The organism is Pseudomonas sp. 2995-3 (assembly GCF_002742565.1).
Taxonomy (GTDB): domain Bacteria; phylum Pseudomonadota; class Gammaproteobacteria; order Pseudomonadales; family Pseudomonadaceae; genus Aquipseudomonas; species Aquipseudomonas edaphica.
In genome coordinates this window covers 230,699-256,675 of record NZ_LJSB01000157.1, presented here as the reverse complement: position 1 = coordinate 256,675, position 25,977 = coordinate 230,699, and the positions used below count along the sequence as shown (strand labels likewise).

Genomic DNA, 25,977 nt, shown 5'->3' with positions numbered 1-25,977 from the left:
CCGAGGCAAACGGACCTTGTGAAACCTCAGCGACGGAGTGGCCGGTGGTCAGGCAACGCGAACTAAACCAGGCACCGGTCGTCAATGACTGCATGTTCTTATCAGGCGGTAACGCACCATGGACAATCCTTTTCAGATCATCACTGACACCTTCACGCCCACCTACCGCGTCAACCTGAGCATCCAACGGCTCGACGGCAGCATCATGCTCACCCTCTCGGACGAGACGGGCGTGGTGGCCAAACGCATGATCAGCGCCGAACAACGCAACGACCCGCAACGACTCAAGCGCCTGGTACAAAGCATTCAGTTCGGCATCGCCATCGAGCAGGGTCACAGCGCCATGGAGATTCTGGCGGTGATGACGGATGGCGACAGCCACAAATTATTGCAGCCGCCGCCCGCCCGCACCCTACCCTTCAGCGTCGGGCTTTAAAGCTCGCCTTTCTCGGTTTCCAGGCTCGCCTCGCCCTTGCGACGCGGGCCTTCGACCTTCACCGACGGGAACGCCGACGAGGCATAGCGCACCACCAGAATCGAGAACGCCAGCAACAGAATGCCGCCACACAGGTAGATGATGCCGATGTCCGGCGGGTTGTGGTGCGACACGTTGGAGATCAGCAGGCGCGTCAGCGCGGTGATTGCCACGTAGATCAGGAAGCGCACGGGCATGTGGTTGGTCTTGAAATAAATCCCGACCATTGCGCCCAATTCCAGGTAGATGAACAGCAGCAAGATATCATCGATCTTGATGTGCCCCGTCTCCAGCATCCCCAGAAACTCCATCACCGCCGCCCAGGCCGTCACCGCACCAATGGCGAACAACGCCAGGTAGTGGAACGTCTCGACAAACAGATTGCCCAGCGACTCGGCCAGCCCATGGACTTGCTGACGCAGCTTTTCGGCCCAGTTAATTTTCACGATGAAGCTTCCTTAGGTCGATTCGACCGGATATTGCGGGTTAGACGTGACGGTTGTTCTGCATGCAGAAAAAAGGCCAGCGGCAGGTATAAGATGATGGCGGGGTGACATGAGGCACTGCAAACCCCTATTTACCGGCTACATTAAAAAACTGCTACCCAAACCCCGTGGTTTGGCTTACCCTTTTTACTGTATATGAATACAGTAGTCGTATAAGACAACTATCGTGAAGGCATGTGAGGTGGTGAATGGCCGTCGAAGTGGTATACCGCAGCAGCCGAGATCTGGAGCGTTTGTTCATGGATAAAGCCGAAGCTGATCGTCATGACAAGATGCTTGAACTCGCTGAGTTGCTGGCAGAAGTGTTGCAAAAAGCCGTGCCGTCCCTGAGCGAGCAGCAGGTGGAGGAAGCCGGGATCTACATGGCGAAGAATCGCGATGTGTTTGCCAAGGCGTTCAAGAGCCAGCCGGATGCATTGTCCGAGTTGCTGAACCCGGCGGCAGAATAAAGCCCGAATTGAACAGGCCCTGAATCATTGATCCAGGGCCTTTTTAATGCCTGGATTATTTGTAGAGCAGGCGCTCGGCCAGTTCATCGGCCACCCGTGCAGGGGAGCGTTTTTCGGCCTGGGCGTGGGCAAATATCTCGGTGAGGCGTGTGCCGATATTTGACAGGTGCGCGGTGATACCTGGCAGCTCGGTGCCGGCGTGTTTGAGGGCGACGTAGATCAGGCCGCCGGAGTTGATCACGTAGTCCGGGGCGTAGAGGATGCCGCGTCCCTCTAACTGGTCGGCGATGTCCAGGTTGCTCAGTTGCGCGCTGGCGGAGCCCGCCACGGCAGCGCAGCGCAATTGGCCGACCGTGTGGCGATTGAACACCGCGCCCACACCGCACGGCGCCAGGATGTCACAGGGTGTGCTGAGCAACGCATCGTTGGCGATAGGGTGTGCGCCCAACTGCTCCATGGCCAATTGCACCTTGCCGTGATCGATGTCGCTGACCAACAGTTCGGCGCCCGCCGCGTGCAGCTGTTCGGCCAGGGCATAACCGACATTTCCCAGGCCCTGGATCGCGACGCGCAAACCTTCGAGGTTATCGCTGCCCAGGCGCGCCATGGCAGTGGTGCGGATGCCGGTGAACACGCCCATGGCGGCATGCGGTGCCGGGTCGCCGGCGGCCGTGGTGCTGGTGACAAAACGGGTGTGTTGGGCGATGCAGTCCATGTCGGCAACGCTGGTGCCGCTGTCGATCGAGGTCACAAAACGGCCGTCGAGTTTTTCAATGCAACGGCCAAACGCTTCAAACAGCGCGGCGCGGCTTTCCACGTGCACGGGGCGGATAATCACCGCCGTGCCACCGCCCACCGGCAAGCCGGCCAGGGCGGCTTTGTAGCTCATGCCTTGGGCCAGGCGCGCGGCATCGGCTACGGCACTTTCATCGTCGGGGTAAGCAAGATAACGGCAACCGCCCAAGGCAGGGCCGAGGCGGCTGTTGTGGATGGCGATGACGGCCTTCAACCCGGTGACCGGGTCGATGCTCAGGTGCAGCGATTCAAGGCGGGTGCTGTGCATAAGCGCAAACATCGTCAGGCTCCCGAATCACTTCTGGTAGAGGCCCCAGTATAGGCTTGCGGTAGAAAACTGCTGAATCACGCTGGAATAAGCCGCCAGGTTTCGTAGGCATCACGACATAAGCACGCAGGACATTTCTTAAGTTACTGGACGAAAATTCACAGCAAGGCTAAAACGTGGGCATCCGCCGGAGAATGCAATGAATCCCCGCACAGCCTTTTTCGCCTGCCTGGACCGCTCACCGCCTGCGCTGTTTGAAGCTGCGTTGTGGATGGCGGCTGAACACGATCCGAGCGTGCAACCCTTGCTGATCCTGCAAGACCTGTCCCTGCTGCAACAACAGGTCAGCGTCGGTATGCCCATGCTGCCAGCGGATGAGCTCGGCCAGCCGTTGCTGCGGCGCATGAATGACTTGGGGTTTGCCCAGGATGACTCCACACCGCTGCGCCCCGCCGCCGCGCTGCTCGACAAGGTACTGCAGCGCAAACGCGGCCAGCCCTTGGCCATGGGCCTGATCGCGCTGGAGCTGGCGCGGCGCCTGGATATCCCCATGGTGGGGGTTAATTTCCCGGGCCATTTCCTGCTGCGAGTGCCCGGTGCCGACCACCTCTTGGACCCCTGCGGCGGCCGGCGCCTGTACCCCAACGACTGCCGCGAGCTGTTGCACCGCCAGTACGGGCCAAACCTCAAGTTGCAGGCCGAGCACCTGCTCACCGCCGAACCGCGCGCGATACTGCAACGGCTGTCACGTAACCTGCGCCAACTGCACTTGGCCAATGACCACCCGCTGTCGGCCCTGATTGATGCCGAGCGCGTGCTGGAGTTGGGCAACGCCAGCGCTGCGGATTACCTGGCGCGGGCCAGCCTTTACCAGCGCCTGGACTGCCCGAGCGCCGAGCGCTTTGACCTGGAACACGCACTGCTGCTCAGCGAAGACCCGATCCAGCGCCTGCGCCTGACCGAGCGGCTGGGGCATTTGCCGCCCAACACCGTGGTGCATTGAACTACTTATTTTTGGCGATCAGGATTTATTGTGGCGAGCGGGCTTGCCCCGCGTTGGGCTGCGCAGCAGCCCCAAGACAGTCACCGCATTTCTCCAGACACACCGCAGTGGCAGGTTTTGGGGCCGCTTCGCAGCCCAACGCGGGGCAAGCCCGCTCGCCACAACAAGCCAGCTCCCACATTTGATCTGCGTTGAATCAATGATTGGCCGGCGCCTTGAGAATATCGCTGTGCAATGGACCCTGCGGCGCGTTGGAGCCAGGCGAGCGCACTTGAATGATCAGCAGCGCCGCAATCACCGCCGGAATCGCACAGAAGAAGAAAATCTGCTCCACCGGAATATGCATCGCCAGCAACATGCTGCCAAACAACGGCCCCAGGATTGAACCAAAGCGCCCCACGCCCAACGCCCAGCCGGTGCCGGTAGCACGCACATGCGCCGGATAGAAGTTGCTGGCGAAGGCGTTGAGGGTCAGTTGCCCACCAATAATGCAGAACCCGGCCGCGAACACACAGGCCACCAGATAACGCGGGTTGTCGTGGTTCAGCCCGAGCAAAATCGTGCACACAGCAGCCGCCGCCAGCACGCCGGATAGCAGCCGCACTTTGCTTTTCAGGCGGTCGGCAAACCAGGCCATGCCGATGGCGCCCAAAGTGCCGGCAAACAAGAACATCGAGGTCACAAGGTTCGCTTGCTTCAACGTCAGGCCGCTTTCCAGCAACAGCGTCGGCAGCCAGCTGATCATGAAATACAGCAGGATCAGGCTGACAAAAAAAGTGGCCCAAATCAGTATGGTCGGACGCGCGTAGCCGTTGCGAAACAGCTCCACCACCGTGAGTTTGCTGCCCTGCTCCTGAAGATTCTCTGCCTCGCTCGCCAGCGGCGGCTGCCAGTCGGGCAGCATGCGCGCCGTAACCTTTTGCAGTCGCGCATACGGCGGCGCATCCCGCAGCAAACGCGGCAAGGATTCCGGCAGCAACCACACCAGGAAGGGGAACAGCAGCAACGGCGTCACCCCGCCTGCCAGAAACACCGCCTGCCAGCCGTAGCCTTCGATAAAACCTGCGGCTACAAACCCACCCGCCGCGCCACCGAACGAGAAGCCGCAGGCGGCCAGGGTCACCATCAAGGTACGCATGCGCGGCGGGGAATATTCCGACATCAACGCCATGGCGCTGGGCATCGCGCCGCCCATGCCAATGCCGCAGATAAACCGCGCGGCCATCAGTGTGGTCAGGGAGTTGGCGAACACCATCAGCACGGTGAGGCTCGCGTAGATCAGCACGCAGGCGAGCAGGATACGGCGCACACCAAAGCGGTCGGCCAGCGGCGTTACCAATAACGAACCCAGGGTCAGGCCCAACAGGTTGGCGCTGAATACCGGGCCGAACGCGGCTTTTTCCAGCCCCCAATCCTTGGCCAATGCCGGCACTACGTAGCCCAGCACCTGGGCGTCATAGCCGTCGGTTACCAGCAGCAACGCCAGCAACAGGAGAATCAACCACTGGTAGCGCGACACCGGACGGGCGTCGAGTGCCGCGCGAAAGCTGGCAATCTGATTGTGCATCGCAAGGTACCTGTTATTTTTATAAGGATGACGCGGATCAAACTGTGGGAGCTGGCTTGCCTGCGATGACGGTGTGTCAGCCAGCGAATGATCAACTGATAGGCCGCTATCGCAGGCAAGCCAGCTCCCACATTGATTTAGGGTGTGTCGGGTTGGTTGGCCGGATGCGCTTGCACAAACGCCGGATGCTGCGCCGCCAGCGCCGCCACGCGTCCAATGCGTGGGTACGCGCCCAACGGCACCTTGAAGCGCTCAGCCGCGTACAACTGCGGGATCAGAAACGCATCCGCCATCCCCGGCTGGTCACCAAAACAAAAGCCTTCATCCCCAATCAACTGCTCCACCGCGCCCAGGCCCTGGCTGATCCAATGCCCGATCCACTCGAGCACTTGCGCCTCGTCATGCCCCCATTTACGCAGCAGGTTTTGCGTGCTGGAGTTGTGCAGCGGATGTATATCGCAGCCAATGATCGACGCCACCGCGCGTTCATGGGCGCGGGTCGCCAAGTCCTTGGAGAGTAGCGGCGCCTGTGGATAACACTCTTCCAGGTACTCAATGATTGCCGGTGATTGAATCAACAGTTCACCCTCATCGGTACGCAGCGCCGGCACGCGGCCCTGCGGGTTGATCGCCAGGTAAGCCGGCTGGCGATTCGCACCGCCCGGCGGGACCAGCAGGTTCACCGGCACGGCGGTAAAGTCCAGCCCCTTGAGTGCCAGGGCGATACGCACCCGGTACGACGCCGTAGAGCGGTAGTAGGTATAGAGTTCCATCGCCCTGCCCTCTTAGCGTGCTGCGATCACAGTGCCACGGCATTCGCCGAAACCGATGGAGGCAAACCCCTCACGGCTGCAACGGGCGCGCAGGATGATTTCGTCGCCATCTTCAAGGAACTTGCGCACCTCGCCGGAGGCCAGTTCGATCGGCTTTTTACCGCCTTCGGTAATTTCCAGCAGGCTGCCGAACTGCCCCGGCTGCGGCCCGGACAAAGTGCCCGAACCAAACAGGTCACCAGCCTGCAACTGGCAGCCATTGACGCTGTGGTGAGCAACCATTTGCGCTACGGTCCAGTACATGTGCTGGGTGTTGCTCAGGGTCAGGCGGTGTTCCGGCAAGTTTTGCTCGCGCATCGCGGCGGTGGTCAGCAGCACTTCCAGTTCGATGTCGAAACCGCCAGCGGCCTGGTCACGCGTGTCCAGCAGGTAAGGCAGCGGCTGCGGGTCACCTTCGGGGCGTGCCGGTTGGGCCTTGCGGAACGGCTCCAGCGCTTCGGCGGTGACCACCCACGGCGAGATGCTGGTGATGAAGCTTTTCGACAGGAACGGGCCGAGCGGCTGGTATTCCCAGGCCTGGATATCCCGTGCCGACCAGTCGTTGAGCAGGCAGAAACCGGCGATATGCTCGGCGGCGTCGCCAATGGCAATCGAGTCGCCCATGGCATTGCCCTGGCCGATCCAGATGCCCAGTTCCAATTCGTAATCCAGGCGCGCGCACGGGCCGAAGGTGGGCTCGGTGTGGCCGGCCAGCAGCGTCTGGCCTTTAGGCCGACGTACGTCCGTGCCCGAGGGGCGAATGGTCGAGGCGCGGCCGTGATAGCCAATCGGCACGTACTTGTAGTTGGGCAGCAACGGGTTGTCGGGACGGAACAGTTTGCCGACGTTTTGCGCGTGTTCGATGCCCACATAAAAGTCGGTGTAATCACTGATTTTTGCCGGCAGATGCATCTGGCAATCAGCCGCGCGGTGCAGCACCTGCGCCTCACGGGTGTGCAGCTTGCTGCCCTCGGCGAGCAGCTCCAGCAGGCGCTCGCGCAAGGCTACGCGCGGGCCACGGCCGAGTTCAAAAAACGCGTTCAGTTGACCACCGGCAGTGGCTTCAACGGCACGCCGTGCTTCACCTTCGAACTCATCCAGCGCGGCGTGCAGGTCGAGAATCGAATCGCCAATCGCCACGCCACTGCGCGGCGCCGAGCCATTGATGCTGAACACGCCCAGCGGCAGGTTCTGCAAGGGGAAATCGCGGTGGCCGTTGGCGGAGGCTACCCAGCTGCGGGTAAAGGTTGGCTGAGTCATCGGTTATCTCCGGTTCGGGTTGAAGGTGGCGGGCAGCGAGGCCCAGCACGCATCGTAGGAAGGTTGCAGTTGTGGGCACTCAAGGGCGAACTGTGTCGGGCGCAGCACCTGGCTAGTCTCAAACATGAAGGCCATGGTGTTATCGATCTTGTGCGGCGCCAGGTCCGCGTTGATGGCTTTGGTGCAGGTCTCGCCGTCCGGACCGTGGGCGCTCATGCAGCTGTGCAGCGACGCGCCACCCGGCAGGAAACCCTCGGCCTTGGCGTCGTAGGCGCCCTGGATCAGGCCCATGTATTCGTTCATCAGGTTGCGATGAAACCACGGCGGACGGAAGGTGTTCTCGGCCACCATCCAGCGCGGCGGGAAGATCACGAAGTCTAGGTTGGCCAAGCCGTGAACACTGGTGGGCGAGGTTAATACGGTGAAAATCGACGGGTCCGGGTGATCGAAACTCACCGTGCCGAGGGTGTTGAAGCGGCGCAGGTCGTACTTGTACGGCACGTTATTGCCGTGCCAGGCGACTACGTTCAACGGCGAATGGTCCAGTTCGCAAGCCCAGAGTTCGCCGAGGAATTTCTGCACCAGCGTGGTCGGCTTTTTGCTGTCTTCGTAGTGCGCAACCGGCGTGAGGAAGTCACGCGGGTTAGCCAGGCCGTTACTGCCGATCGGCCCAAGGTCTGGCAGGCGCAGTGGCGCACCATGGTTTTCCGCGACATAGCCGCGAGCCTGCGCATCCAACAGTTCGATGCGAAACTTCAAACCACGGGGCAGCACCACGATTTCCAGTGGCTCAACGTTCAGCACCCCCAATTCGGTGGCGATACGCAGACGGCCCTGCTCGGGGACGATCAACAGTTCGCCATCGGCGTTGAAGAACACCCGCTCCATGGAACGGTTGGCGCGGTAGTTGTAGATGCTGATGCCTGAGGGTTTTTCCGACCCGGAGTTAGCGACCATGCCTACAAGGCCGTCGACAAAGTCGGTCGGCTCACTTGGACTATCCAGCGGGTTCCAGCGCAAGCGATTCGGCGTCACCGCGCCCAACGGCCCACCGGCCAATTGCCGTTCCAGCTTGATAAACGCCGGGTGGTTGGCTGATGGCTGAATGCGGTACAGCCAAGTGCGGCGGGCTTCGCTGCGCGCCATGGTAAAGGCGGTGCCGGAGAACAATTCGGTGTACAGGCCGTAGGGGGCTTTTTGCGGGGAGTTCTGGCCGACGGGCAGCGCGCCGGGCAGGGCTTCGCTGGCGAATTCATTGCCGAAGCCCGACAGGTATTCGAGGTTCATGGATCATCCTCTGTGCGGAAGTTGTTTTTATCGTAATCCAGTTACGCATAACGTAATTTGATCACTATCGACCGTCAAGCTATAAAGACGCCCATTCATCTCTCGGATTCTCGCCCTTCCATGGAAAAGCCCCGCGACACCGGTAAACAGAAAGTCCGCTCGGCCGAAGTGGGCACCGATATCCTCAAGGCGCTGGCCGAGCTGTCCCCGGCCACTTCGCTGTCGCGCCTGGCCGACCATGTGCAGATGCCGGCGAGCAAGGTCCACCGCTATTTGCAGGCACTGATCGCCTCGGGCTTCGCCGAGCAGAACGCCGCCACCAACCATTACGGCTTGGGTCGCGAGGCCTTGCGCGTAGGTTTGGCAGCGCTGGGCAGCATGGATGTGTTGAAAGTCGGCGCGATGCCGCTGGCAGAGCTGCGCGATGAATTGAATGAAACCTGCTTTTTGGCGGTGTGGGGCAACCAGGGCGCGACCGTGGTGCAGATCGAGCCGGCGGTGCGCGCCGTCACCGTGGTGACGCAGCTGGGTTCGGTGCTGCCGCTGCTCAGCTCGTCCACCGGGCTGGTGTTCAGCGCCTATTTACCGTCGCGGGAAACCGTGGAATTGCGCGAACGCGAGATTCAGGCCGGGACTGCCCATGCCCTGGCGGACGACGAGGCTTACGCCAGCGCCTGCGAACAGATCCGCAGCCGTGGCCTGCACTTTGTGCATGGTTTGCTGATGCCCGGCGTGGATGCGTTGTCGGCGCCGGTGTTCAATGCGGTCGGGCACGTCGCGGCGGTGATGACCGTGGTCGGCCCCACCTCACTGTTCCATGCCGATGAAGACGGCCCGGCGGCGCAGCACTTGCTGGCGGCGACTCGGGCCGTGAGTTGGCGCATGGGCTATCAGCCCTGAATCACTCGTCCCAGCCTGACAAAGCCAGCGCCACGCGGTTTTCCACGGCTTTGACCTGCGCGCCACCCACCACGTAGTTGTTGCTCAGCATCGAGAACACCAGCTTGCGCCCCTTGCTATCGGTGATGTAACCGCTCAAGGACGACACGCCGCCCATGGAGCCGGTCTTGGCATGCAGGTTGTTCTCGGCCGGTGTACCGCGCAGGCGATACCGCAGGCTGCCGCCGGTCATGCGGTCGGTGTTGCCGGCAATCGGCAGCGCGTTGTACCAGGCGTTGAACCACGGCTGTTTACTCGCGGCCAGCAGCAGGTCGGTGAGGTTTTGCGACGACACCAGGTTACGCCGCGACAGCCCCGAACCATCGACCTGGCTCAATGTCGCCGTATCCAGCCCCTGGCGCTTGAGAAACCCGGCCACCGCCACCGCACCCGCCGCCGCCGTGCCGCTGTTGGCCGTCTGGCGGCCCATGGCCTTGAGCAAGGCTTCGGACATGTTGTTGTTCGAAAGTTTGAGCAGCGGCGTAATCAATTCCTGCAACGGCGCCGACTTGTGCTCGGCCAGTACCGTCACCGCAACCGGGCTGGCACCGCCCATCACTCGACGGCCAAGCACTGTGATGCCTTGCTGCGCCAGCGCTTGCTCGAACAGGTTGGCCACCAGTTGCGTTGGCTCCCAGACACTCACCAGTTGCTCGCTCTGTCGCCCCGGCGCCACGGCCCCACTGAGCTGCAGCAGGTTGGTGCCATGGCGACGGTTGATCCCGTAGGTGTTGCCCGGCCCGCTGACCGCGCGGTTGCTCAGTTGCAGGTAGTTGGTTGGCGGGAAGATGTCGACACTCACAGGCTGCCCGGCCCGCGCTGGCGCCTTGGCGGTGACCAGCACGCTGCCAGCATCGAAATCGGTATTGGGCGACACGGTCAGCGCCGAAATCTGTGCGCCGTAGTAGGTGGTTTCATCGTCATGGGACCAGTCGACACCCAGCCGCTCGGCGTCAAACCAGGTGTCGTCAAACACCAGGTCGCCCTGCACCTGACGCACGCCCTGGCTGGCCAATTGCGCCGCCAACGCCTGGTAATCGGCGAACTGAATGGTCGGGTCACCCAGGCCGCGCAGGTACAGGTTGCCGGTCAAGCGGTCGCCCTGGCGAATGCCGTTGCTCAGCAGTTGCGTGGCGAAACGGTACTGCGGCCCAAGCACATCCATGGCCGCGGCCGTGGTCAGCAGTTTGAGGTTGGAAGCCGGCACCAGCCGCGTGCGCGGGTTGTGCTGATACAGCGTGGCGCCACTGTTGGCGTCCCGCACCATCAGCGAGACCGAGGCGCCGTGCAGCGCCGGGTCGGCCAGCAACTGGTCGAGGCTGTGCCCGGTGGCCGTCTTGGAAGGCGTGGCGCAACCGCCCAGTAACAAACTCAAGCCCACCAGCATCGCGCTGGTGTGTATCCATCGACCCAACTGCATCAGTACCGTTTTCCCGCAAAGCCTTCAGTGGCGGCAACGCTACCAGCTCATTGCCGTTGTGGCGAGTGTGGCTGTTGTGGGATCGGGGCTGTTGTGGCGAGGGAGCTTGCTCCCGTTGGACTGCGTAGCAGTCCCATGCTCTTAAAGCAAAGAGCGGGGCTGCTTCGCAACCCAGCGGGAGCAAGCTCCCTCGCCACAAGAGGTCGCTTGCCTTAAAACTGCAGCGTGCTGGAAACCGACACCTGCCGCGCATCGCCGATGGACACGAACTGCGTGTTCACCGACGAGGTGTAGTAGGTGCGATCAAACAGGTTCTTCACGTTGAGCTGGAACTTGACCTTCTGCCCGTCGATTTTGGTGTCGTAGCTGGCAAACGCATCGGCCACGGTGTAGCTCGGCAGTTCGAAGCTGTTGGCCGCGTCCCCGGCCCGCTCGCCTACGTAACGCGCACCGGCACCCACACGCAGTTGGTCACCCCCCAAGAGGCTGCCGAAGTCATACACGGCCGACAACGAAGCGGTGTTTTTCGCAACGTTTTGCAAGCGATTGCCCTTAAGCGTCGGGTCTTCAGTCACCTCGGCATCGGTGTAGGCATAGCTGCCGATCAGGCTCCAGTTGTCGGTCAACTGGCCGCTGGCGTCCAGCTCCAGGCCACGGGAACGCACCTTGCCCGCCACGCTGTAGACCGCTGCCAAACCGTCGCCGACCTGCACCAGCACGTTGCGTTTTTCGATATTGAACAGCGCCGCACTGGCGGTTATACGCCCCGGTATGTCGAGTTTGGTGCCCAGCTCCCAGGCTTTGGACTGCTCCGGTTCCAGGCTGCCATCCAATACGCTTTTGTTCGCCAACGGCGCGATGGTGGAGTTGGGTTTGAACGACTCGGTGTAGCTGCCATAGAACGACAATTGATCGGTGTAGCGATACACCAGGCCGGCACGCGGCACCCACTTCTGGCCGTTGCCATCGGTGTTGGCGGTGAACGGCACGCCTTTGCCGGCGTATTGGTCGTACATCTGGTAGCGCGCACCGCCGACCAGAATCCACTGGTCATTGAGGTGGATGGCGTCCTGGAAGAATAGCGAATCGCTGCGCAGCAGGTCGGTCTGGTTGCTGTCCGGCGCGCTGACTTTGGTGCCCGCGACTTCGTTGCCGTACACCGGATCGTTATAGTTGAAGACGCCACGCGGCGTCTGGCGAATCAGGTCGGCGCGGTAGATCTTGCGGTACTCGTCGTCGAGCCCGAACACCAGGTCGTGCTGCATGCCGCCGACATTGACCTTGCCTTCCAGGCTGGTGGTGGCGAAGCGGTCGGTGGTCAGCGCACCCTGGGTGCCGTCCATGCTGCGGGTCAGGGTGCCGTTGGTGTTGACCTTGACTACGCGCACCTGGCTGGCGTCGTAGGTCTCGCGGTTCCAGCTGTAGCCGAAGTGCGCTTTCCAGTCGTCGTTCAAGTCGTGGTCGACTTCCAGGCGATACAGGTCGGAGCGGCCTTGCATATTGTTGAACGGCTCATCCAGCCGACGGGTCGCGGGGATGTTCAACGGGTGGTTGGTCTTGGGGTCGATGGCGGTGCCACGGTCGAACGGCGAGAGGAATTCGCGGTGCTCATAGGCGAACACCACTTTGGTGGTGTCGCCGTACCAGGCCAGCGACGGCGCCACCAACGTTTCGCGGTGGGTGCCGAAGTTGCGCCAGTAATCTTCGTCTTCGTGGTCGACGATCAGGCGATAGGCCAGGCCGCTGTCACCAATCGGGCCGGTGGTGTCGAGGTTGCCGCCGCTGCCGTTCTTGCCGTCACCGAAGGTCGAGCCGCGCGCGGTCAACGAGGTGGACTGCACCAGCTCGGGCTTCTTGCTGACGATATTGACCACGCCGCCCGGGTCCTGGATGCCATACAGCAAAGACGACGGGCCTTTGAGCACTTCGACGCGCTCGGCGGTGGCATTCAGCGCCCGGCCCTGCACCACGGGCATACCGTCCTTCATGATCGAGCCGTTACGGTTGTCACCAAAACCGCGCAGCATCACCGCGTCCTGGGTGCTGCCGAGGGTGTTGGCCTGGGTGATGCCGCTGATATTGCCCAGGGCGTCATCCAGGTTGCGCGGCTGTTGGTCACGCAGCACTTGGGCCGGCACGACGTTGACGGTTTGAGGGGTTTCCAGCAGCAGGCCGTGGGAGCGCATCACCGAGCTGGTGGGCGGGGGCTGATAACTGGTGGTGTCCTGGGCTTGGCTCGCGCCACTGATAGTGGTGGCGCCCAGGTTGACTGCGCCGTCGGTAGGCACAGGCTCAAGCGCCAGAGTACGGGCGTCGATCTGGCGAAAAGTAAAGCCTGAGTTGCCGAGCAGCCGTTGCAGGGCCTGGGTGGCGCTCATCTGCCCGCTGACAGCCGGGGCGCTAAGGCCATAGGGCGCTTCGTCGGTGTAGATCACGCTGATGCCGGTGACCCGGCTGAAATCGCTCAGCGCCTGGGGCAGCGGCTTGGCTGCCAGGGCAAAATTGAACTGGGCGCTTTGTTGCTCCTGCGCCTGCGCAATCGCCAGAGGCAGCAACGCCAGGCCTGATGCCGCCAATACCGAGGCTCCCAGCCACTGTTTTACCCAACCGCCCGCCGTCGACTTCATGCTGTGAGAACCCGTGTAGAAAAAGCTGTTAATGCGAATAGCTCGCAGTTTCAAACACTACACGGATGGGCGGGCGATTTACCTCACTTTTGTTTGCAATTATTTTTATTTATTGCGCCTGAATGCGGAAACCCATGCGTGGGAAGTGCACGTGCACAGTGCCAGCACGCTCGTCGGTACGGCGCAGGATCAGCTCTTCACGGCCAGCGAACAGCAGCTCACCGGCAACGGGATCAACCCCGTAATCAATGGCCGCAATCGTTACCGACTGATCCGCCTTGAAACCATTCAAGTCCTCGAACTCGTCATCCGGCAATGCCGCAGGCGTGGCATTACGGGCAATCGCCAATGCTTGCTCCGCCGTCATTTGACTCGCACTGCCGTGACCAAAACCCAGCACGCGCGCCAGCCAAGCCAAGACGGCCGGATAAGCATCCACCAATGGAGCCGTCACGGGAGTGGCTTTGAGGAACCACATCGGGTGGGCCAAGGCAAAGTCGGCAATCGACGGTTCACCGAACAGAAAGTCTCCCGGCGCGTGCTGCAGCTGGAACTCCAGACGCGCCATGATCGCCGGCCATTGGTGCTTGGCCAGCTCGGCAGGGAGCTTGCTGGCCGTGCCGCCACTGAACAACGCGGCGCGGTCAGCGATAAACGCTTTGATCGCTTCCGGCGGCAATTTGCCAAAGCGCACCGCCACTGACTCCGGCTGGAATACCAGGCTGACGGCATGGGCGAACACAACGCTGTCGGCCCAGGTGGCGAACGTCTGCGTGATCATTTCCTGGCCCAACGGGAACAGCGCCGGCGAGGACGTTTCCTGCTCAAGGCGACGCGCGATCAGGGCAGTGTCGCAATAGATATCGGCGCCGACTTGCAGTACCGGGGTTTTCCGGTAGCCGCCGGTCAAGGCTGTCAAGTCGGGTTTGGGCATGACGGGTGATATGTGTACAGAGTGCCAGGACAACCCCTTGAAACCGAGCAGCAGCCTGGCTTTTTCTGCAAAGGGTGAGGTCGGGTAATGGTGCAGGATTAACTCAGACATGCCAGGCTCCGCTCGATAGGTGAGCCGCCAGCTTAGCCTGCAAAACCTTGCGTGGGGACGATGGGAACCCATCAGTCAAATCAATGAGCCACTCGCCGCCAGGCATTCCTTGGCGCTCTTCTTCAATTTCTTGATCAGCCGCTCCTGACGCAGCGCCTCGCCCTTGGAAGCACACTGCTCGGTGTACACCAGCGCCACGGCCGGGCTGGACAGAAAAAACCGTGCGCCCTTGCCGCTCTGGTGGGAGGCAAAGCGGCGCACCGGGTCATTGCTGATGCCGCAATACAGCGAACCATTGGCGGCACGCACCAGGTAGACGAACCAGGGTTTGGGTTCAGGAAGTTCAGTCACGGGACGATTGCTGCAAACCAAAAGAACGCCAATCTTATCAACGACCGGCCTGAAATGCCTTCAAGCCTTTAAGCGCCTGGGCACGCACGGCGTTCTTCAATGCCGGCGACCAGCCCAGCAACAAGCCCTTCAAGCCCAGCGCCTGGCGCGACCAACGCCACAGGTCGAAGTGGTCGTGGTGCTCGCAGATTTTGCCATCGCGAAACACAAACCGCGCACCGATATCGTTGACCACCGTATTGCCCGTGGCGCTGAACAGGTAGGTCGCCACCCAATGCGCACTGCCCGTGCTGTCATCACTGCGCACATGGTCGAAGGTCAGGGAGAAATCCTTGGCCCGCGTGGTGAGCATGCGCCACATGTCCCCGGCGTCGCGCCCGCGCAACTCACCAAAGGCCGGGTCGCTGAACACCACGTCGTCGGTGTAGCAGGCGGCCATGGCTTCGGCGTCCAGGCGCTGGAAAGCACTGTAGAACTCGGTGATCAGGGCGTTATGGGCATCACTCATGGGCAGGCTCCGCAGGCGTCGAAAGAATAGGCGCACGATAAGCTGCCCACACTGCGCTGGCTACTGACATTCGCCACGCAAATGATGAGCCTACGGCACCATCCCAACACTGCGAGCATAGGCGAACAGGTCAACATCGGTGGAAATACTCAGCCGTTGCATGGCCGTGCTTTTCTGCTTGCTGATCGTGGAAATACTGCGATTGACCTGTGCCGCGATCTCGCTGACGGTCATGCCGCTGGCCAGCATGCGCACCACCTCGCGCTCCTTGCCGGATAATTGCGGCTCCTGGGACTGATCGCCCGTGCCCGCCTCGACCATTTGCACCCGCAGGGATTCACTGGCGAACGTCTGGCCGGCACACACGGCCTTGATCGCCAGGGGCAGCTCCTTGGCCGAAGCACTTTTAGCCACCACTGCCTTGGCACCATGGGCGAAGGAAGCGCGCAGGGTGGCGACGCTGGCGAACATGGTCACCAGAATCACCGGCAACTTCGGATACTGGCGGTGCAGCAGGCTCAACAGCCCGTAGCCATCGGCCTGCTGACCGCCGGGCATGGCGAAGTCGGTGATGAGCAAGTCGCACGGCGTCGTACTTAACACGTCGAGCAATTGATCGGGTCCATCGGCCTCCGCGACCACTTTGCAGCGGCCATGCGCCTCAATCACGACTTTCTGCCCGATACGAACAATGGGGTGATCGTCAGCAATAATTACTCGAAGCATAAATTCCCACGAATGATGGCAACTTGAATCCGCGCAAAATACCCCCGCCGGCGCTCATCAACAACCGCTAACAAACAGCCGCTTACAGCCAACCCCAATGTTCACTCGTTCACATTTTTTTGCCTACATAACAACAGGAAAAAACCTACAGCCAAAACTAGATCGTCGGATTGCAAACGCTCAGTGAAAACACCACTCCTCAGACATCGGACAGGTACTCGAGATAGACGTACAACCGAGTCAGGAACAACTCCAATTGCACCTTGTGCGCAGCAACGCCCTGGGACCGGACCTGCTCAATCAGCCTCACCGCCATGGGTTCAAGGCCGGTGCCGCCCAAAAACACCAGGCTGCCCACCAAGCGATGGAGGCGTTCAGCTGTCAATGATGCGTTCAACGTCGCACAGGCATGGCGTAACAAACGATGGTCCTCCCACGCCTCGAACAGCAGGGTTTCCAACAATTGATCGACGACAGGCTCGCTGCCAAACGTCGCGACCAACGTGGCACGCGTTGGCCAGCCGGCGAGCGGTACAATGGCCGCCTGTTCGACATACCGATCATCCACGCCAGGCAACCAGCGCACCAACACCGCATGCAATTGTTCAAGGGTCAAGGGTTTGAGCAACCAGGCATCCATGCCGGCATCGCGGCAACGCTTGGGACTGTCATTTTGCAGGTTAGCGGTCAAGGCAATGATCGGCACTCGCCTCATCCCGGTATCGCACTCATGCTGGCGAATGGCGCGGGCCATGCTGTAACCGTCCATGAAGGGCATCTGGCAATCGCTGATTACCAGGTCGAAGGGTCGGGTGGTAAAGGCCACCAGCCCGAGGTAGCCGTCGGCGGCCGTCTCGTGCCCCAGCCCCAGTTTCTGCAACAAACCACCCAACAACAGGCGGTAGGCAGAATGATCATCCACAACCAGCACACTCAACTGCCGCCAATGAAACGGGGGAAGGGTTGGCGGCTTCAGGTTGTGGCTCGCTCCTGCTGTTGAACCTACCAGCGAACCCATCAGTACCTCTATCGCAACTATTGATCCAGCAGCAATCCGCAGCACTGATGCAATAGCTCGTGAGGCCTATCATGCAGCAATGGTCGACGCATTCTTCTGAATGCTATCGGCCAAAAACAAATAACCTTTCGAGTTAACCAAAGCCCATACAACAACTACGAAAATCCCCCCTGAATCATCGCCTTCACACCGCCCTGCCAATGTCGTATTAGTTGTATTTCCCCTGCTCGCCCCCCTCGCTAAATTGTGCCCACCCCAAAGAGGGTCGGCTTGCCACTCCCAGGCAACAGCCAATAAACACCGAGACCGCCGCTTGGCCAACCACCCGTTCATACCGGGTCGGACGTGGCCCCGCACGCGCCTCAATCTGCCAGCCTGTAATGGAACAAATGAAATGAAGATCTCTGTATCCCTGCTGAGCAGTGCCCTGCTGCTCGCCATGAACTCATCGGTGTTCGCCGCCAGCAGCGTCGACCTCAGCGTCAAGGGCATCATCACGCCCAGCGCCTGCACACCCAACCTGCCAGGTGACGTCGATTTTGGAAAAATCGCGGCAAAAGACCTGAGCCTAGACAGTTATACGCCGCTTGAGAGAAAGACCCTGCAACTGAGCGTCAATTGCGACGCGGCGACACTGTTTGCAATCCACCCCCTCGACAATCGAGCCGGTTCAGCCGCTCACGGCGCCGCCTTTGGCCTGGGTTTGATCAACGGAAACCAGAAGCTCGGCGTATATCAGCTGACGTTCACCAACCCCACCGCCGAAACGCCCTCCACTCTGATTGCGATGTTCAACTCCGAGGGCCGATGGACGGAGATCCTTACAGATGACGCCATCGCCCCCAACGATCTGGTGGCGCTGGGCAGCCGGGGCGACAGCGGTTGGGCACCCCACCCGATAAAAGACGCGATCATGGACATGACGCTGTACACCTCAATTGCACCGGCAAGAAACCTGACCTTGACCAGCGAAGTGGTAATCGACGGCTCTGCGACCTTTGAAATGAAGTACCTGTAAATGGATATTTCCCAAATGAAGACCTGCCTGCCCCTGTTGAGCAGCGCGCTGTTGCTCGCCATTACCTCATCCGCCTTCGCCGCCAGTTCCGTGGACCTGACCGTCAAGGGTTTGATCACCCCCAGCGCCTGCACTCCCAACCTGCCGGGCGCCGTGGACTACGGAAAAATCGCAGCAAAAGACCTGAACCCCGACAGCCACACCTGGCTTGAGGACCAGACATTGCAGTTGAGCGTGAACTGCGAGGCGGCGACGCTGTTTGCCATCAACCCCGTCGACAATCGAGCCGGTTCCTCAACCATTGGCCGAGGCTCCTACGGCCTGGGCCTGGCCAACGGCACAGAAAAGCTCGGCGGGTATCAACTGATGTTCAGCAACCCCGTCGCCGAAACGCCTTCGACCTTGCTCTACCAGTACGAACAGCGCGACTGGGCGCCGCTCTATCCAGAGGACCCCGTAGAAGACGATATGTTGGTGGCCCTGGGCAGCCGTGGCGATTCCGGCTGGGCCCCGCACCCCGTGCAGGACGCGCTCATGGACATCACCGTGCACACCGCCGTTGCACCTGCCAACGGCTTGAGCCTGGCCAACGAAGTGGCGCTGGACGGCTCCACAACGTTTGAAGTCATGTACCTGTAAATGGAGACCTTTGAAATGAAGACCTCGCTGTCCCTGCTCAGCGCTGCGCTGTTGCTCACAAGCGCCTCGTCAGTGTTCGCCGCCAGCAGTGTGGACCTGACCGTCAAGGGGCTGATCACACCCAGCGCTTGTGCCCCCAGCCTTTCAAGCGGCGGGGTCATCGACCACGGCAAAGTAGCCGCCAAAGACTTGAAGCTGGACGGCTACACGTTGCTTGGCAATCACACGCTGCAACTGGCGATCACCTGCGATGCCCCCACCCTGCTGGCCCTTAAGGGCATCGACAATCAAGGTAGCGCCTACGACTCGAGCAACGCCTACGGCCTGGGCTTGGTCAGCGGCAAAAAACTCGGCGGGTACACCCTGGCACTAGATAACCCAATGGCGGATGGCGCGGTGATTTCCGTGATTGGGTCCCGGGATAACGGCCTCAGTTGGCGCGAAATTTACCCAGGAGACGTCTGGCCAGCCGCCGACCTCGCTTCGTTTGGCGATCGCTCGACCGGCAGTTGGGCGCCGGCACCGGTCCAGCAAGTGACTGCGGGGCTTTGGGTGCAAACCATTATCGCTCCAACTGCCGGGATGGACCTGACCACTGAGGTCCCCATCTATGGCTCCGCCACAATTGAAGTGAAATACCTGTAACCCCCCTCTAACATCACAGGATGTGACCCATGGCTAGCCTCCTCACTCCCATCGCCGCGACATTGTTGCTGATCTGCGCCGGCCCAGCATTCGCCGCCAGCAGCATCGATCTGACCGTCAAGGGGCTGATCACACCCAGCGCTTGTGCCCCCAGCCTTTCAAGCGGCGGGGTCATCGACCACGGCAAAATCGCGTCCAAGGATTTAAAGCCGGACAATTGGACGGTCATCGGCAATCACACGCTGCAACTGGCGATAACCTGCGAGGCGCCAACTCTGGTGGCCCTCAAGGGCATCGATAATGTAGGCGACTCCCATGACCCGATGAACAGGTATGGCCTGGGCCTGGTCAGCGGCCAAAAATTGGGCGGGTACTCCCTGACCTTCGGCAATCCTATAGCCGACAACGCAGCGATCTCCGTGATTGAGTCCTCCGATAACGGCCTCACCTGGCAGGAAAATATCCCAGGTGACACTTGGCCGGCCGCCTACCTCGCTTCGTTTGGCGATCGTTCGACCGGCAGTTGGGCGCCCACCCCAGTCCGGCTGGTGACGGCCGATCTCAAGGTGCAAACCCTTATCGCTCCAACTGCCGGGATGGACCTGACCACTGAGGTCCCCATCTATGGCTCCGCCACAATTGAAGTGAAATACCTGTAACCCCCTCTAACATCACAGGATGTGACCCATGGCTAGCCTCCTCACTCCCATCGCCGCGACATTGTTGCTGATCTGCGCCGGCCCAGCATTCGCCGCCAGCAGCATCGATCTGACCGTCAAGGGGCTGATTACCCCCAGCGCCTGCACCCCGGCACTGGCCCAAGGCGGTGTTGCCGACTACGGAAAGATCGCCGCCAAGGACCTGCAAGAAAACCAGGCTACTCCGTTGCCGCCCACTACCTTGCCATTCAACCTCAGCTGCGAGGCCGCCACGCTGTTTGCACTCAATGGTGTGGATAACCGCGCCGGCTCAGCCAGTAGCCCCAACGATTACTCGTATGGCCTGGGGTTCATCAACGAAACAGAGCGGGTCGGCGACTACGTGATCATTATCACCAACTACCTCGCCGACAACCTGCCGGTCAGCAAGCTGGCTTCCAGCGACAACGGCGCCACCTGGAGCGAAAACAGTGAGGACGCCATCTGGATGCGCGGCAGGCTCGCCGCCTTCGGCAACAACGCAAGTGGCACCTGGGCGCCCATCGCGATCAAGGCACTGACCAGCAACCTGGTGGTTCACCCCACTATCGCCCCTTCCAGTGGCCTGACATTGACCCAGGAACAACCTGTCGATGGCTCCGCCACGTTGGAAGTGATGTACCTGTAACCCCTCATCCTCTTACTAAGGAAGGTTTAAACGATGACTTACTTAAGAGCGGCGCCCCTGGCCGCCCTGTTGTTGGGCACCTCGTCTCTCACGCTGGCCGCCAGCAGCCTGGACCTTACCGTCAAGGGCATCATCACGCCCAGCGCCTGCGCGCCAGTGGTTTCCGGCGGCGGCAATGTCGACTTCGGCAAGGTGTCGGTCAAGGACCTCAACGCTGATACCTACACCGACCTGCCCAGAGAAACCATGCTCTTGAGCGTGCGCTGCGAAGGGCCGACGTTTTTTACCTTGAACACCATCGACAACCGCGCCGGCACCACCGCCAGCCACTTCAGTTGGCACGGCCTGGGCCTGACCCCCAGCGATGAAAAACTCGGCGATGCCGGGCTTGGTCTCTACCAGCCGGTGGCCGACGGCGTACCGGTGCGCACCATCACCTCACGGGATGGCGGCGTCACCTGGATGCCTTCAGTGATGCTCAGCCATACCGTGTTGACGGCGGTCGCCGACAACGACGGCGTGGTGCCGATTGCGATCCAGGAACTGGACGCCGAGATACGCCTGATCACCCACATTGCGCCCGCCAGCAGCCTGACGCTGACCGACGATGTGCCTATCGACGGTCACGCCACCGTGCAAGTCAATTACCTCTAAGGAACCTCCCGATGAACACTCGATTGACCACCCTGGCCGTCAGCGCACTGCTGCTCAGTTCGGCCAATGCCTTTGCCGCCAGCAGCGTCGACCTGACCGTCAAAGGCCTGATTGTGCCCAGCGCCTGTACGCCCAGCCTGTCCGGCGGTGGCATGATCGACCACGGCAAAGTGTCTGCCAAGGACCTGAACCCGGACCGGGGCACCGCGATTGGCGTGCATACTCTGTCGATGACCGTCGACTGTGACGCGCCGATCCAGTTTGCTCTGCACCCCATCGATAACCGCGCAGCCTCAGGTCTAACCACGGACTTCGGCCTGGGCTTTATCAACGAAACCCAGAAGCTGGGCCACTTCTCCCTCACTTGGCGCGGCATGGTTGCCGACGGCGTGACCGTTCAACCCATCGCATCGATGGACCAGGGCAAAACCTGGTACTCCGAAAAATTCTGGGAGCCGAGCATGTACATGGCGGCAGCGTCGATGAGCGACGACACCCAGCCGCTGCCGATCCAAAACCTGAGCGTCGATCTGGAAGTGCTCACTATCATCAATGCCGCCGCCAGCCTGGACCTCAGCAATGAGGTAACCATCGATGGCTCGGCCACCGTTGAAGTGAAGTACCTGTAACCCATGGCCGCCCATCCCTTGACTACCGCCGGGCATGGGCTGCGCCTACCTGTGCCGGTACTGAACACCGTTGGCCGTTGCGTGGCTGCGCTGCTCCTCTGCCTGGCCACCTTAGTCAACGCCCACGCGGCGTCGACCGTCGACCTCACGGTAACCGGCCGGATAACGCCGGACGCCTGCCATGTCGAGCTGACTAATGAAGGCACCGTCGATCACGGCAAGATTCCTTCCCATAGCCTCAACGCCGACGAATTCACCGTGCTGCCTATCCAGATGCTCGATCTGCGCGTGCAGTGCGCCAGGCCCATGTTGTTTGCGCTGGTAGGTATTGATAATCGTGCCGACTCCTCGTCGGCACCCGATTATTTCTACGGGCTGGGCAGGAACATCCACGTCCCAGAGGAGCGCCTGGGATCCGTGGCGTTGTCCTATCGCAACGCAGTGGGCGATGCGCAGCCCATGCAGGTATTGGCGTCCAACGACAACGGCGAAACCTGGTCACAGGAGCCCAACGCTTACCCGCGCGCGCATATGGCCTTTGCGCCAGTCGGGGACCGCCAACCGGATTTCATCGGCCAGTTGACCGTCCAGGTTCAGGTGAGCACCGCCATCAATTTTTCGCAGTACCTGACTCTGGACCAGGAAGTCCCGCTCGACGGCGCCATTGTCCTGGACCTGCGCTACCTCTGACCGCCCTCCTTTTGGCCTAATGGAAACCCCATCATGACGACGTCATTCTCAAACACCGTGGTAGGCCTTGTCGCCCTGCTGCTGATCCTTGGCAATCAAGTCAAAGCCGACGGCATGGTCCCGGACACCTCCGTGGTGATCGTGCATGAAGCCGAAGGCGAAGCGGCGGTGTCGGTGACCAATACCGACAGCCAGCTCGCGCTGCTGCATGTGACCTTGCAGGACATTCCTGAAGACACCGAGCCGCTGTTGGTGGTGACACCGCCGCTGTCACGGGTAGAAGCGTCCAAAACCCAGCTGGTGCGCTTCATTCTGCAAAACCAGAAGCCGTTGCTGACCCAGCGGCTTAAACGGGCAGTGTTCGAAGGCATGCCCCAAGGTCGCGCCGCCACCGCCGCCGGTCACGCCCGTGTGGGCGTGACCGTGCGCCAGAACCTGCCCGTGATCGTGCACCCCAAGGGCCTTGCGCCGAACCGCACCCCTTGGACCGACCTGACCTGGACGCTGCGCGACGGCCAATTACAGGTGCGCAACGACACGCCTTATGTGGTGCGCCTTGCACAGGAGCTGTTGCTGTTGCCCGGTGACGGCAGGGCAATGCTGCCGCGTACCTATGTGCTGCCGGGCGAAGCTTTGAGCGTACCGGCCAGCGGTGGCCAGGCCAGAACGGTGCGTCTGCAGCCGGCCACGGTGTATGGGTTTGCGGTCAAGGCCTACGACGCCCCTATCACCCTCTGACTGACAACCACAGGTGTCGTGACAGACCGGCACCTGGATAACGAAGTGACGGCTTATTGACCGTCACCAGAGCGCCTGGAATCCCCGACACAACGGGGGCCAGTGCACTCACTACTCGAGTACCTTGCGTGAAAACAGTATTGAGTTACCGTGACGGCGAAGCCGTGTCCGATACCCCCGTCTGCCAGACCTTGCCGCTGGTGTTGTTACTGTGTGCCCTCGTGCCCGACAAGGCTTGGGCCGACGATTCCAGCCCGGTTGGCTTCGACGCCCAGACCTTGCATCAGCGTGGCATTGACCCACAGCTGGCCAGCCTGTTGCTGGCAGCACCGCGCTTCGCTGCCGGGCGGCACACCGTTAACCTGCGGGTCAACGGCCAACGCCGTGGCCGACAGGATCTGACCTTCGATCAACAGGGCAACCTGTGCCTGGACCGCGCCTTGCTGGACGCCGCTGACCTGGTGACGCCCAGCGAGACGCCAGGCTGCCGGGATTTTCTCGCGCAGTATCCACAAACCCTGGTGGAGCCGGACCCGGCGACACTGGCGGTGTCACTGGTGGTGCCCACCGAAGCCCTGCGCCCTGTGCAGCAGGATATTTCAGGGTATGAAACCGGCGGTTTTGCCGGGCTGCTCAACTATGACCTCAGCGGTTTTTACAACCGCTTCGGCGATGACGCCAGCCGCTTTGGCTCGGCCAATACCGAAGTCGGGGTCAACGCCGGCGACTGGATCGTGCGCAGCCGCCAGGTGCAGACCTGGCAGGATGGCCTGTCGCGCAGTACGCATCTGGAGGCCTACGCGCAACGCACCTTCGCCAGCCACCAGGCGGTGCTGCAGGCCGGGCAGATCAACCTCTACAACCCGGTGCTCTCCGGTGCGCAGATCACCGGCGTGCAGGTGCTGACCGAACATGCACTTCAAGAACAGGGTCAGGGCGCGCAGATCCAAGGTATCGCCAACAGCCCGGCGCAAGTGGAAGTACGTCAGAACGGAGCACTGATTCACTCCACCGTGGTGCCTGCCGGGCCTTTCACCTTGAACGATGTACGTCGGTTGAACACGCGCTCGGATGTCGAAGTCACGGTCAAGGAAAGTGTTGGCGGTGAGCGACGTTTCACCGTGCCCGCCGCCATGCTTGGCCTCGGGTTGCCGGCACCGGGCTACTCCGTGGCCGCAGGCCGAGTACGCAATGTGGGTGACGCCGAGGGTAATGATCCTTGGGTGGTGAGTGCCGGCTGGACCGGCGCCTTGCACCCGCAACTGACACTGGGGAGTGGCGTGCTGGCCGCCAGCGAATACCGTTCGGTAGGCGCCAGCCTGGGCTGGTTGCCGTGGCTTGACAGCCAGATCCAGCTGTCAACCCAACTGTCCAACACCCAGGGCTGGGAAAAAGTCTCGGGTGTACAGACCGACCTGTCATGGTCCCAGCGCTTGAGCGAACAGTGGTCGGTCAGCGCCGCCAACTCCTGGCGCAGCATCGGCTACCGCGAACTCGAAGAAAGCACCTATGAGCGCGACCACAGCCATGAGAGTAATGACAGCCGTCGCAACTCCCGCTATCGCGACCAGCAAAGCCTCAACCTGGGTTGGTCGCATCCGCTGCTGGGCGCCTTCAGTGCCGGGGTTTCGCGCTCGTCCAACTTTGCCGGTGACAGCAGCAGCCGCGCGCTGGCGTCCTGGGGTACCAGTATCGGCGCCGTGTCGTTGTCGGCCAGTGCCGAGTGGCAAATGGGCGGCCGCGAGCAGCGAGACAACGCCGTCTATCTCAACATCAGCGTACCGCTGGGCGAGAGCCGCAGGCTACGCAGCTGGGTGCGCAATTCCGGCGGTGAAAACCGTACCGGCCTGGGCCTGACCGAACAGATCGACGACCAACTCAGCTACCGCGTCAGCGCCGAACACGACAGCAGTGACCATCAGGTGGAAACCTCCGTAGGCGTCTCGGCACTGCCGCGCTACAGCCAGCTCGATTTCAGCTACAGCCGCTCCGACGCCGAGCGTTCGAGCTACCAGGGCGGCGCTCGTGGCGGTGTGGTGCTGCACGGCGACGGCGTGACCTTTTCGCCCTACCCGGTGCGCGACACCTTTGCCGTGGTGTCGGTCGGCGACATGAGCGGCATTAAGCTCAGCACCCCCAGCGGCCCGGTGTGGACCGACTGGCAGGGCCAGGCCGTAGTGCCGCAAGTTGCCGCATACGGGCGCAGCCCGGTTGAAGTGCAGACACGCTCACTGCCGCGCAATGCCGATATCAATAACGGCCTGGCGATGATCTCGGCCGGGCGTGGCGCGGTGGACCGCGTCGAATTTGGCGTCGGCCTGACCCGTCGCGTGCTGCTTACCGTCAGCAACGACCAGGGCGTGCCGCTGCCTGCGGGCGCCTCCGTCAGCACTGCCAGTGGCGAATTCGTCACCTTGGTGCAGGACGGCAGCCAGGTGTTTCTGCCCAATGTGCTGGAACAGCCGACGTTGTGGATAACCACGCCGCAAAGCGGGCGTTGCGAGTTGCGCTACGAACTGCCGGAAAAAGCCGACCCGGCGGTGTACTTCGAAACCGCTCCCGCACGTTGCAACCTGCCTTGA

At 61.4% G+C, this 25,977-nt stretch carries 27 protein-coding genes; 14 read left to right on the top strand and 13 right to left on the bottom strand.

Annotated features, from left to right (window positions below):
* Window positions 1–118 precede the first annotated feature (118 nt).
* Entirely contained in the window at window positions 119–436 is a 318-nt protein-coding gene (locus AOA62_RS08825) for a DUF3509 domain-containing protein (RefSeq protein ID WP_099548463.1), read from the top strand.
* Here the strand turns inward: AOA62_RS08825 and AOA62_RS08820 are convergent.
* On the bottom strand, window positions 433–921 hold the full coding sequence (locus tag AOA62_RS08820) for a phosphate-starvation-inducible protein PsiE (RefSeq protein ID WP_017135172.1): 489 nt from the start codon (window positions 919–921) through the stop codon (window positions 433–435). The two genes, AOA62_RS08825 and AOA62_RS08820, sit on opposite strands and share 4 nt — an antisense overlap.
* A 248-nt stretch (window positions 922–1,169) precedes the next feature.
* Here AOA62_RS08820 and AOA62_RS08815 point away from each other — a divergent pair, with 248 nt between their 5' ends.
* On the top strand, window positions 1,170–1,430 hold the full coding sequence (locus tag AOA62_RS08815) for a YebG family protein (protein ID WP_003188807.1): 261 nt from the start codon (window positions 1,170–1,172) through the stop codon (window positions 1,428–1,430).
* A gap of 55 nt (window positions 1,431–1,485) precedes the next feature.
* Here AOA62_RS08815 and AOA62_RS08810 read toward each other — a convergent pair whose 3' ends face one another.
* Window positions 1,486–2,505 carry a Glu/Leu/Phe/Val dehydrogenase dimerization domain-containing protein gene (locus AOA62_RS08810; RefSeq protein WP_017135173.1) on the bottom strand — a complete coding sequence of 340 codons (1,020 nt, stop codon included), beginning with the start codon at window positions 2,503–2,505 and terminating at the stop codon, window positions 1,486–1,488.
* 187 nt (window positions 2,506–2,692) lie between these two features.
* Between AOA62_RS08810 and AOA62_RS08805 the strand changes: the two genes are divergently transcribed.
* Window positions 2,693–3,496, top strand: a complete 804-nt coding sequence (locus AOA62_RS08805; RefSeq protein ID WP_099548462.1) for a SirB1 family protein — start codon at window positions 2,693–2,695, stop codon at window positions 3,494–3,496.
* Between the two features lie 196 nt (window positions 3,497–3,692).
* Here the strand turns inward: AOA62_RS08805 and AOA62_RS08795 are convergent, their stop codons facing one another.
* From AOA62_RS08795 to hmgA, 4 genes are all read right to left on the bottom strand, one after another.
* Complete coding sequence (locus AOA62_RS08795) at window positions 3,693–5,063, bottom strand: aromatic acid/H+ symport family MFS transporter (RefSeq protein ID WP_017135175.1); 1,371 nt, start codon at window positions 5,061–5,063, stop codon at window positions 3,693–3,695.
* A 137-nt stretch (window positions 5,064–5,200) separates the two neighbouring features.
* Window positions 5,201–5,836, bottom strand: coding sequence for a maleylacetoacetate isomerase (gene maiA / locus AOA62_RS08790; RefSeq protein ID WP_017135176.1), 636 nt, complete (start codon window positions 5,834–5,836; stop codon window positions 5,201–5,203).
* A 12-nt stretch (window positions 5,837–5,848) separates the two neighbouring features.
* Complete coding sequence (gene fahA, locus AOA62_RS08785) at window positions 5,849–7,135, bottom strand: fumarylacetoacetase (RefSeq protein ID WP_099548460.1); 1,287 nt, start codon at window positions 7,133–7,135, stop codon at window positions 5,849–5,851.
* A 3-nt stretch (window positions 7,136–7,138) separates the two neighbouring features.
* Window positions 7,139–8,422: a homogentisate 1,2-dioxygenase gene (gene hmgA / locus AOA62_RS08780; protein ID WP_099548458.1), complete on the bottom strand. Its 1,284-nt coding sequence runs from the start codon at window positions 8,420–8,422 to the stop codon at window positions 7,139–7,141.
* Window positions 8,423–8,542: 120 nt separating this feature from the next.
* On the opposite strand from hmgA, the gene AOA62_RS08775 reads away from it, so the two are divergent.
* A complete protein-coding gene (locus AOA62_RS08775; RefSeq protein WP_017135179.1) occupies window positions 8,543–9,322 on the top strand; it encodes an IclR family transcriptional regulator in 780 nt (259 codons plus the stop codon).
* Window position 9,323: 1 nt separating this feature from the next.
* Here AOA62_RS08775 and dacB read toward each other — a convergent pair whose 3' ends face one another.
* The 7 genes from dacB to AOA62_RS08740 form a co-directional block, all read right to left on the bottom strand.
* Entirely contained in the window at window positions 9,324–10,781 is a 1,458-nt protein-coding gene (dacB, locus tag AOA62_RS08770) for a D-alanyl-D-alanine carboxypeptidase/D-alanyl-D-alanine-endopeptidase (protein WP_026013537.1), read from the bottom strand.
* Window positions 10,782–10,993: 212 nt separating this feature from the next.
* Window positions 10,994–13,408: a TonB-dependent receptor gene (locus AOA62_RS08765; protein ID WP_099548456.1), complete on the bottom strand. Its 2,415-nt coding sequence runs from the start codon at window positions 13,406–13,408 to the stop codon at window positions 10,994–10,996.
* A gap of 109 nt (window positions 13,409–13,517) precedes the next feature.
* Window positions 13,518–14,453, bottom strand: a complete 936-nt coding sequence (locus AOA62_RS08760; RefSeq protein ID WP_099548454.1) for a glutathione S-transferase family protein — start codon at window positions 14,451–14,453, stop codon at window positions 13,518–13,520.
* Between the two features lie 75 nt (window positions 14,454–14,528).
* Complete coding sequence (locus tag AOA62_RS08755) at window positions 14,529–14,804, bottom strand: GIY-YIG nuclease family protein (RefSeq protein ID WP_017135182.1); 276 nt, start codon at window positions 14,802–14,804, stop codon at window positions 14,529–14,531.
* Between the two features lie 37 nt (window positions 14,805–14,841).
* Entirely contained in the window at window positions 14,842–15,312 is a 471-nt protein-coding gene (locus AOA62_RS08750; protein ID WP_010212931.1) for a nuclear transport factor 2 family protein, read from the bottom strand.
* Window positions 15,313–15,402: 90 nt separating this feature from the next.
* Window positions 15,403–16,038 (bottom strand): response regulator transcription factor, encoded by a 636-nt coding sequence (locus tag AOA62_RS08745; protein ID WP_017135183.1) that lies wholly within the window; start codon window positions 16,036–16,038, stop codon window positions 15,403–15,405.
* A 199-nt stretch (window positions 16,039–16,237) separates the two neighbouring features.
* On the bottom strand, window positions 16,238–17,056 hold the full coding sequence (locus AOA62_RS08740; protein WP_099548452.1) for a response regulator: 819 nt from the start codon (window positions 17,054–17,056) through the stop codon (window positions 16,238–16,240).
* Between the two features lie 394 nt (window positions 17,057–17,450).
* Between AOA62_RS08740 and AOA62_RS08735 the strand changes: the two genes are divergently transcribed.
* The 10 genes from AOA62_RS08735 (at window position 17,451) to AOA62_RS08690 (ending at window position 25,977) form a co-directional block, all read left to right on the top strand.
* On the top strand, window positions 17,451–18,074 hold the full coding sequence (locus AOA62_RS08735) for a DUF1120 domain-containing protein (protein ID WP_099548450.1): 624 nt from the start codon (window positions 17,451–17,453) through the stop codon (window positions 18,072–18,074).
* Between the two features lie 15 nt (window positions 18,075–18,089).
* Window positions 18,090–18,713 carry a DUF1120 domain-containing protein gene (locus tag AOA62_RS08730; protein WP_099548692.1) on the top strand — a complete coding sequence of 208 codons (624 nt, stop codon included), beginning with the start codon at window positions 18,090–18,092 and terminating at the stop codon, window positions 18,711–18,713.
* A gap of 15 nt (window positions 18,714–18,728) precedes the next feature.
* Window positions 18,729–19,358: a DUF1120 domain-containing protein gene (locus AOA62_RS08725; RefSeq protein ID WP_170036306.1), complete on the top strand. Its 630-nt coding sequence runs from the start codon at window positions 18,729–18,731 to the stop codon at window positions 19,356–19,358.
* Window positions 19,359–19,387: 29 nt separating this feature from the next.
* Window positions 19,388–20,017, top strand: coding sequence for a DUF1120 domain-containing protein (locus AOA62_RS08720; protein WP_099548446.1), 630 nt, complete (start codon window positions 19,388–19,390; stop codon window positions 20,015–20,017).
* A gap of 28 nt (window positions 20,018–20,045) precedes the next feature.
* Window positions 20,046–20,684 (top strand): DUF1120 domain-containing protein, encoded by a 639-nt coding sequence (locus AOA62_RS08715; RefSeq protein WP_099548444.1) that lies wholly within the window; start codon window positions 20,046–20,048, stop codon window positions 20,682–20,684.
* 33 nt (window positions 20,685–20,717) lie between these two features.
* Window positions 20,718–21,338 carry a DUF1120 domain-containing protein gene (locus AOA62_RS08710; protein WP_017135189.1) on the top strand — a complete coding sequence of 207 codons (621 nt, stop codon included), beginning with the start codon at window positions 20,718–20,720 and terminating at the stop codon, window positions 21,336–21,338.
* Between the two features lie 11 nt (window positions 21,339–21,349).
* A complete protein-coding gene (locus AOA62_RS08705; protein ID WP_017135190.1) occupies window positions 21,350–21,967 on the top strand; it encodes a DUF1120 domain-containing protein in 618 nt (205 codons plus the stop codon).
* Window positions 21,968–21,970: 3 nt separating this feature from the next.
* Entirely contained in the window at window positions 21,971–22,657 is a 687-nt protein-coding gene (locus tag AOA62_RS08700) for a DUF1120 domain-containing protein (RefSeq protein ID WP_017135191.1), read from the top strand.
* Between the two features lie 33 nt (window positions 22,658–22,690).
* Complete coding sequence (locus AOA62_RS08695) at window positions 22,691–23,395, top strand: fimbria/pilus chaperone family protein (RefSeq protein WP_099548442.1); 705 nt, start codon at window positions 22,691–22,693, stop codon at window positions 23,393–23,395.
* A 128-nt stretch (window positions 23,396–23,523) separates the two neighbouring features.
* Window positions 23,524–25,977, top strand: a complete 2,454-nt coding sequence (locus tag AOA62_RS08690) for a fimbria/pilus outer membrane usher protein (protein ID WP_256592311.1) — start codon at window positions 23,524–23,526, stop codon at window positions 25,975–25,977.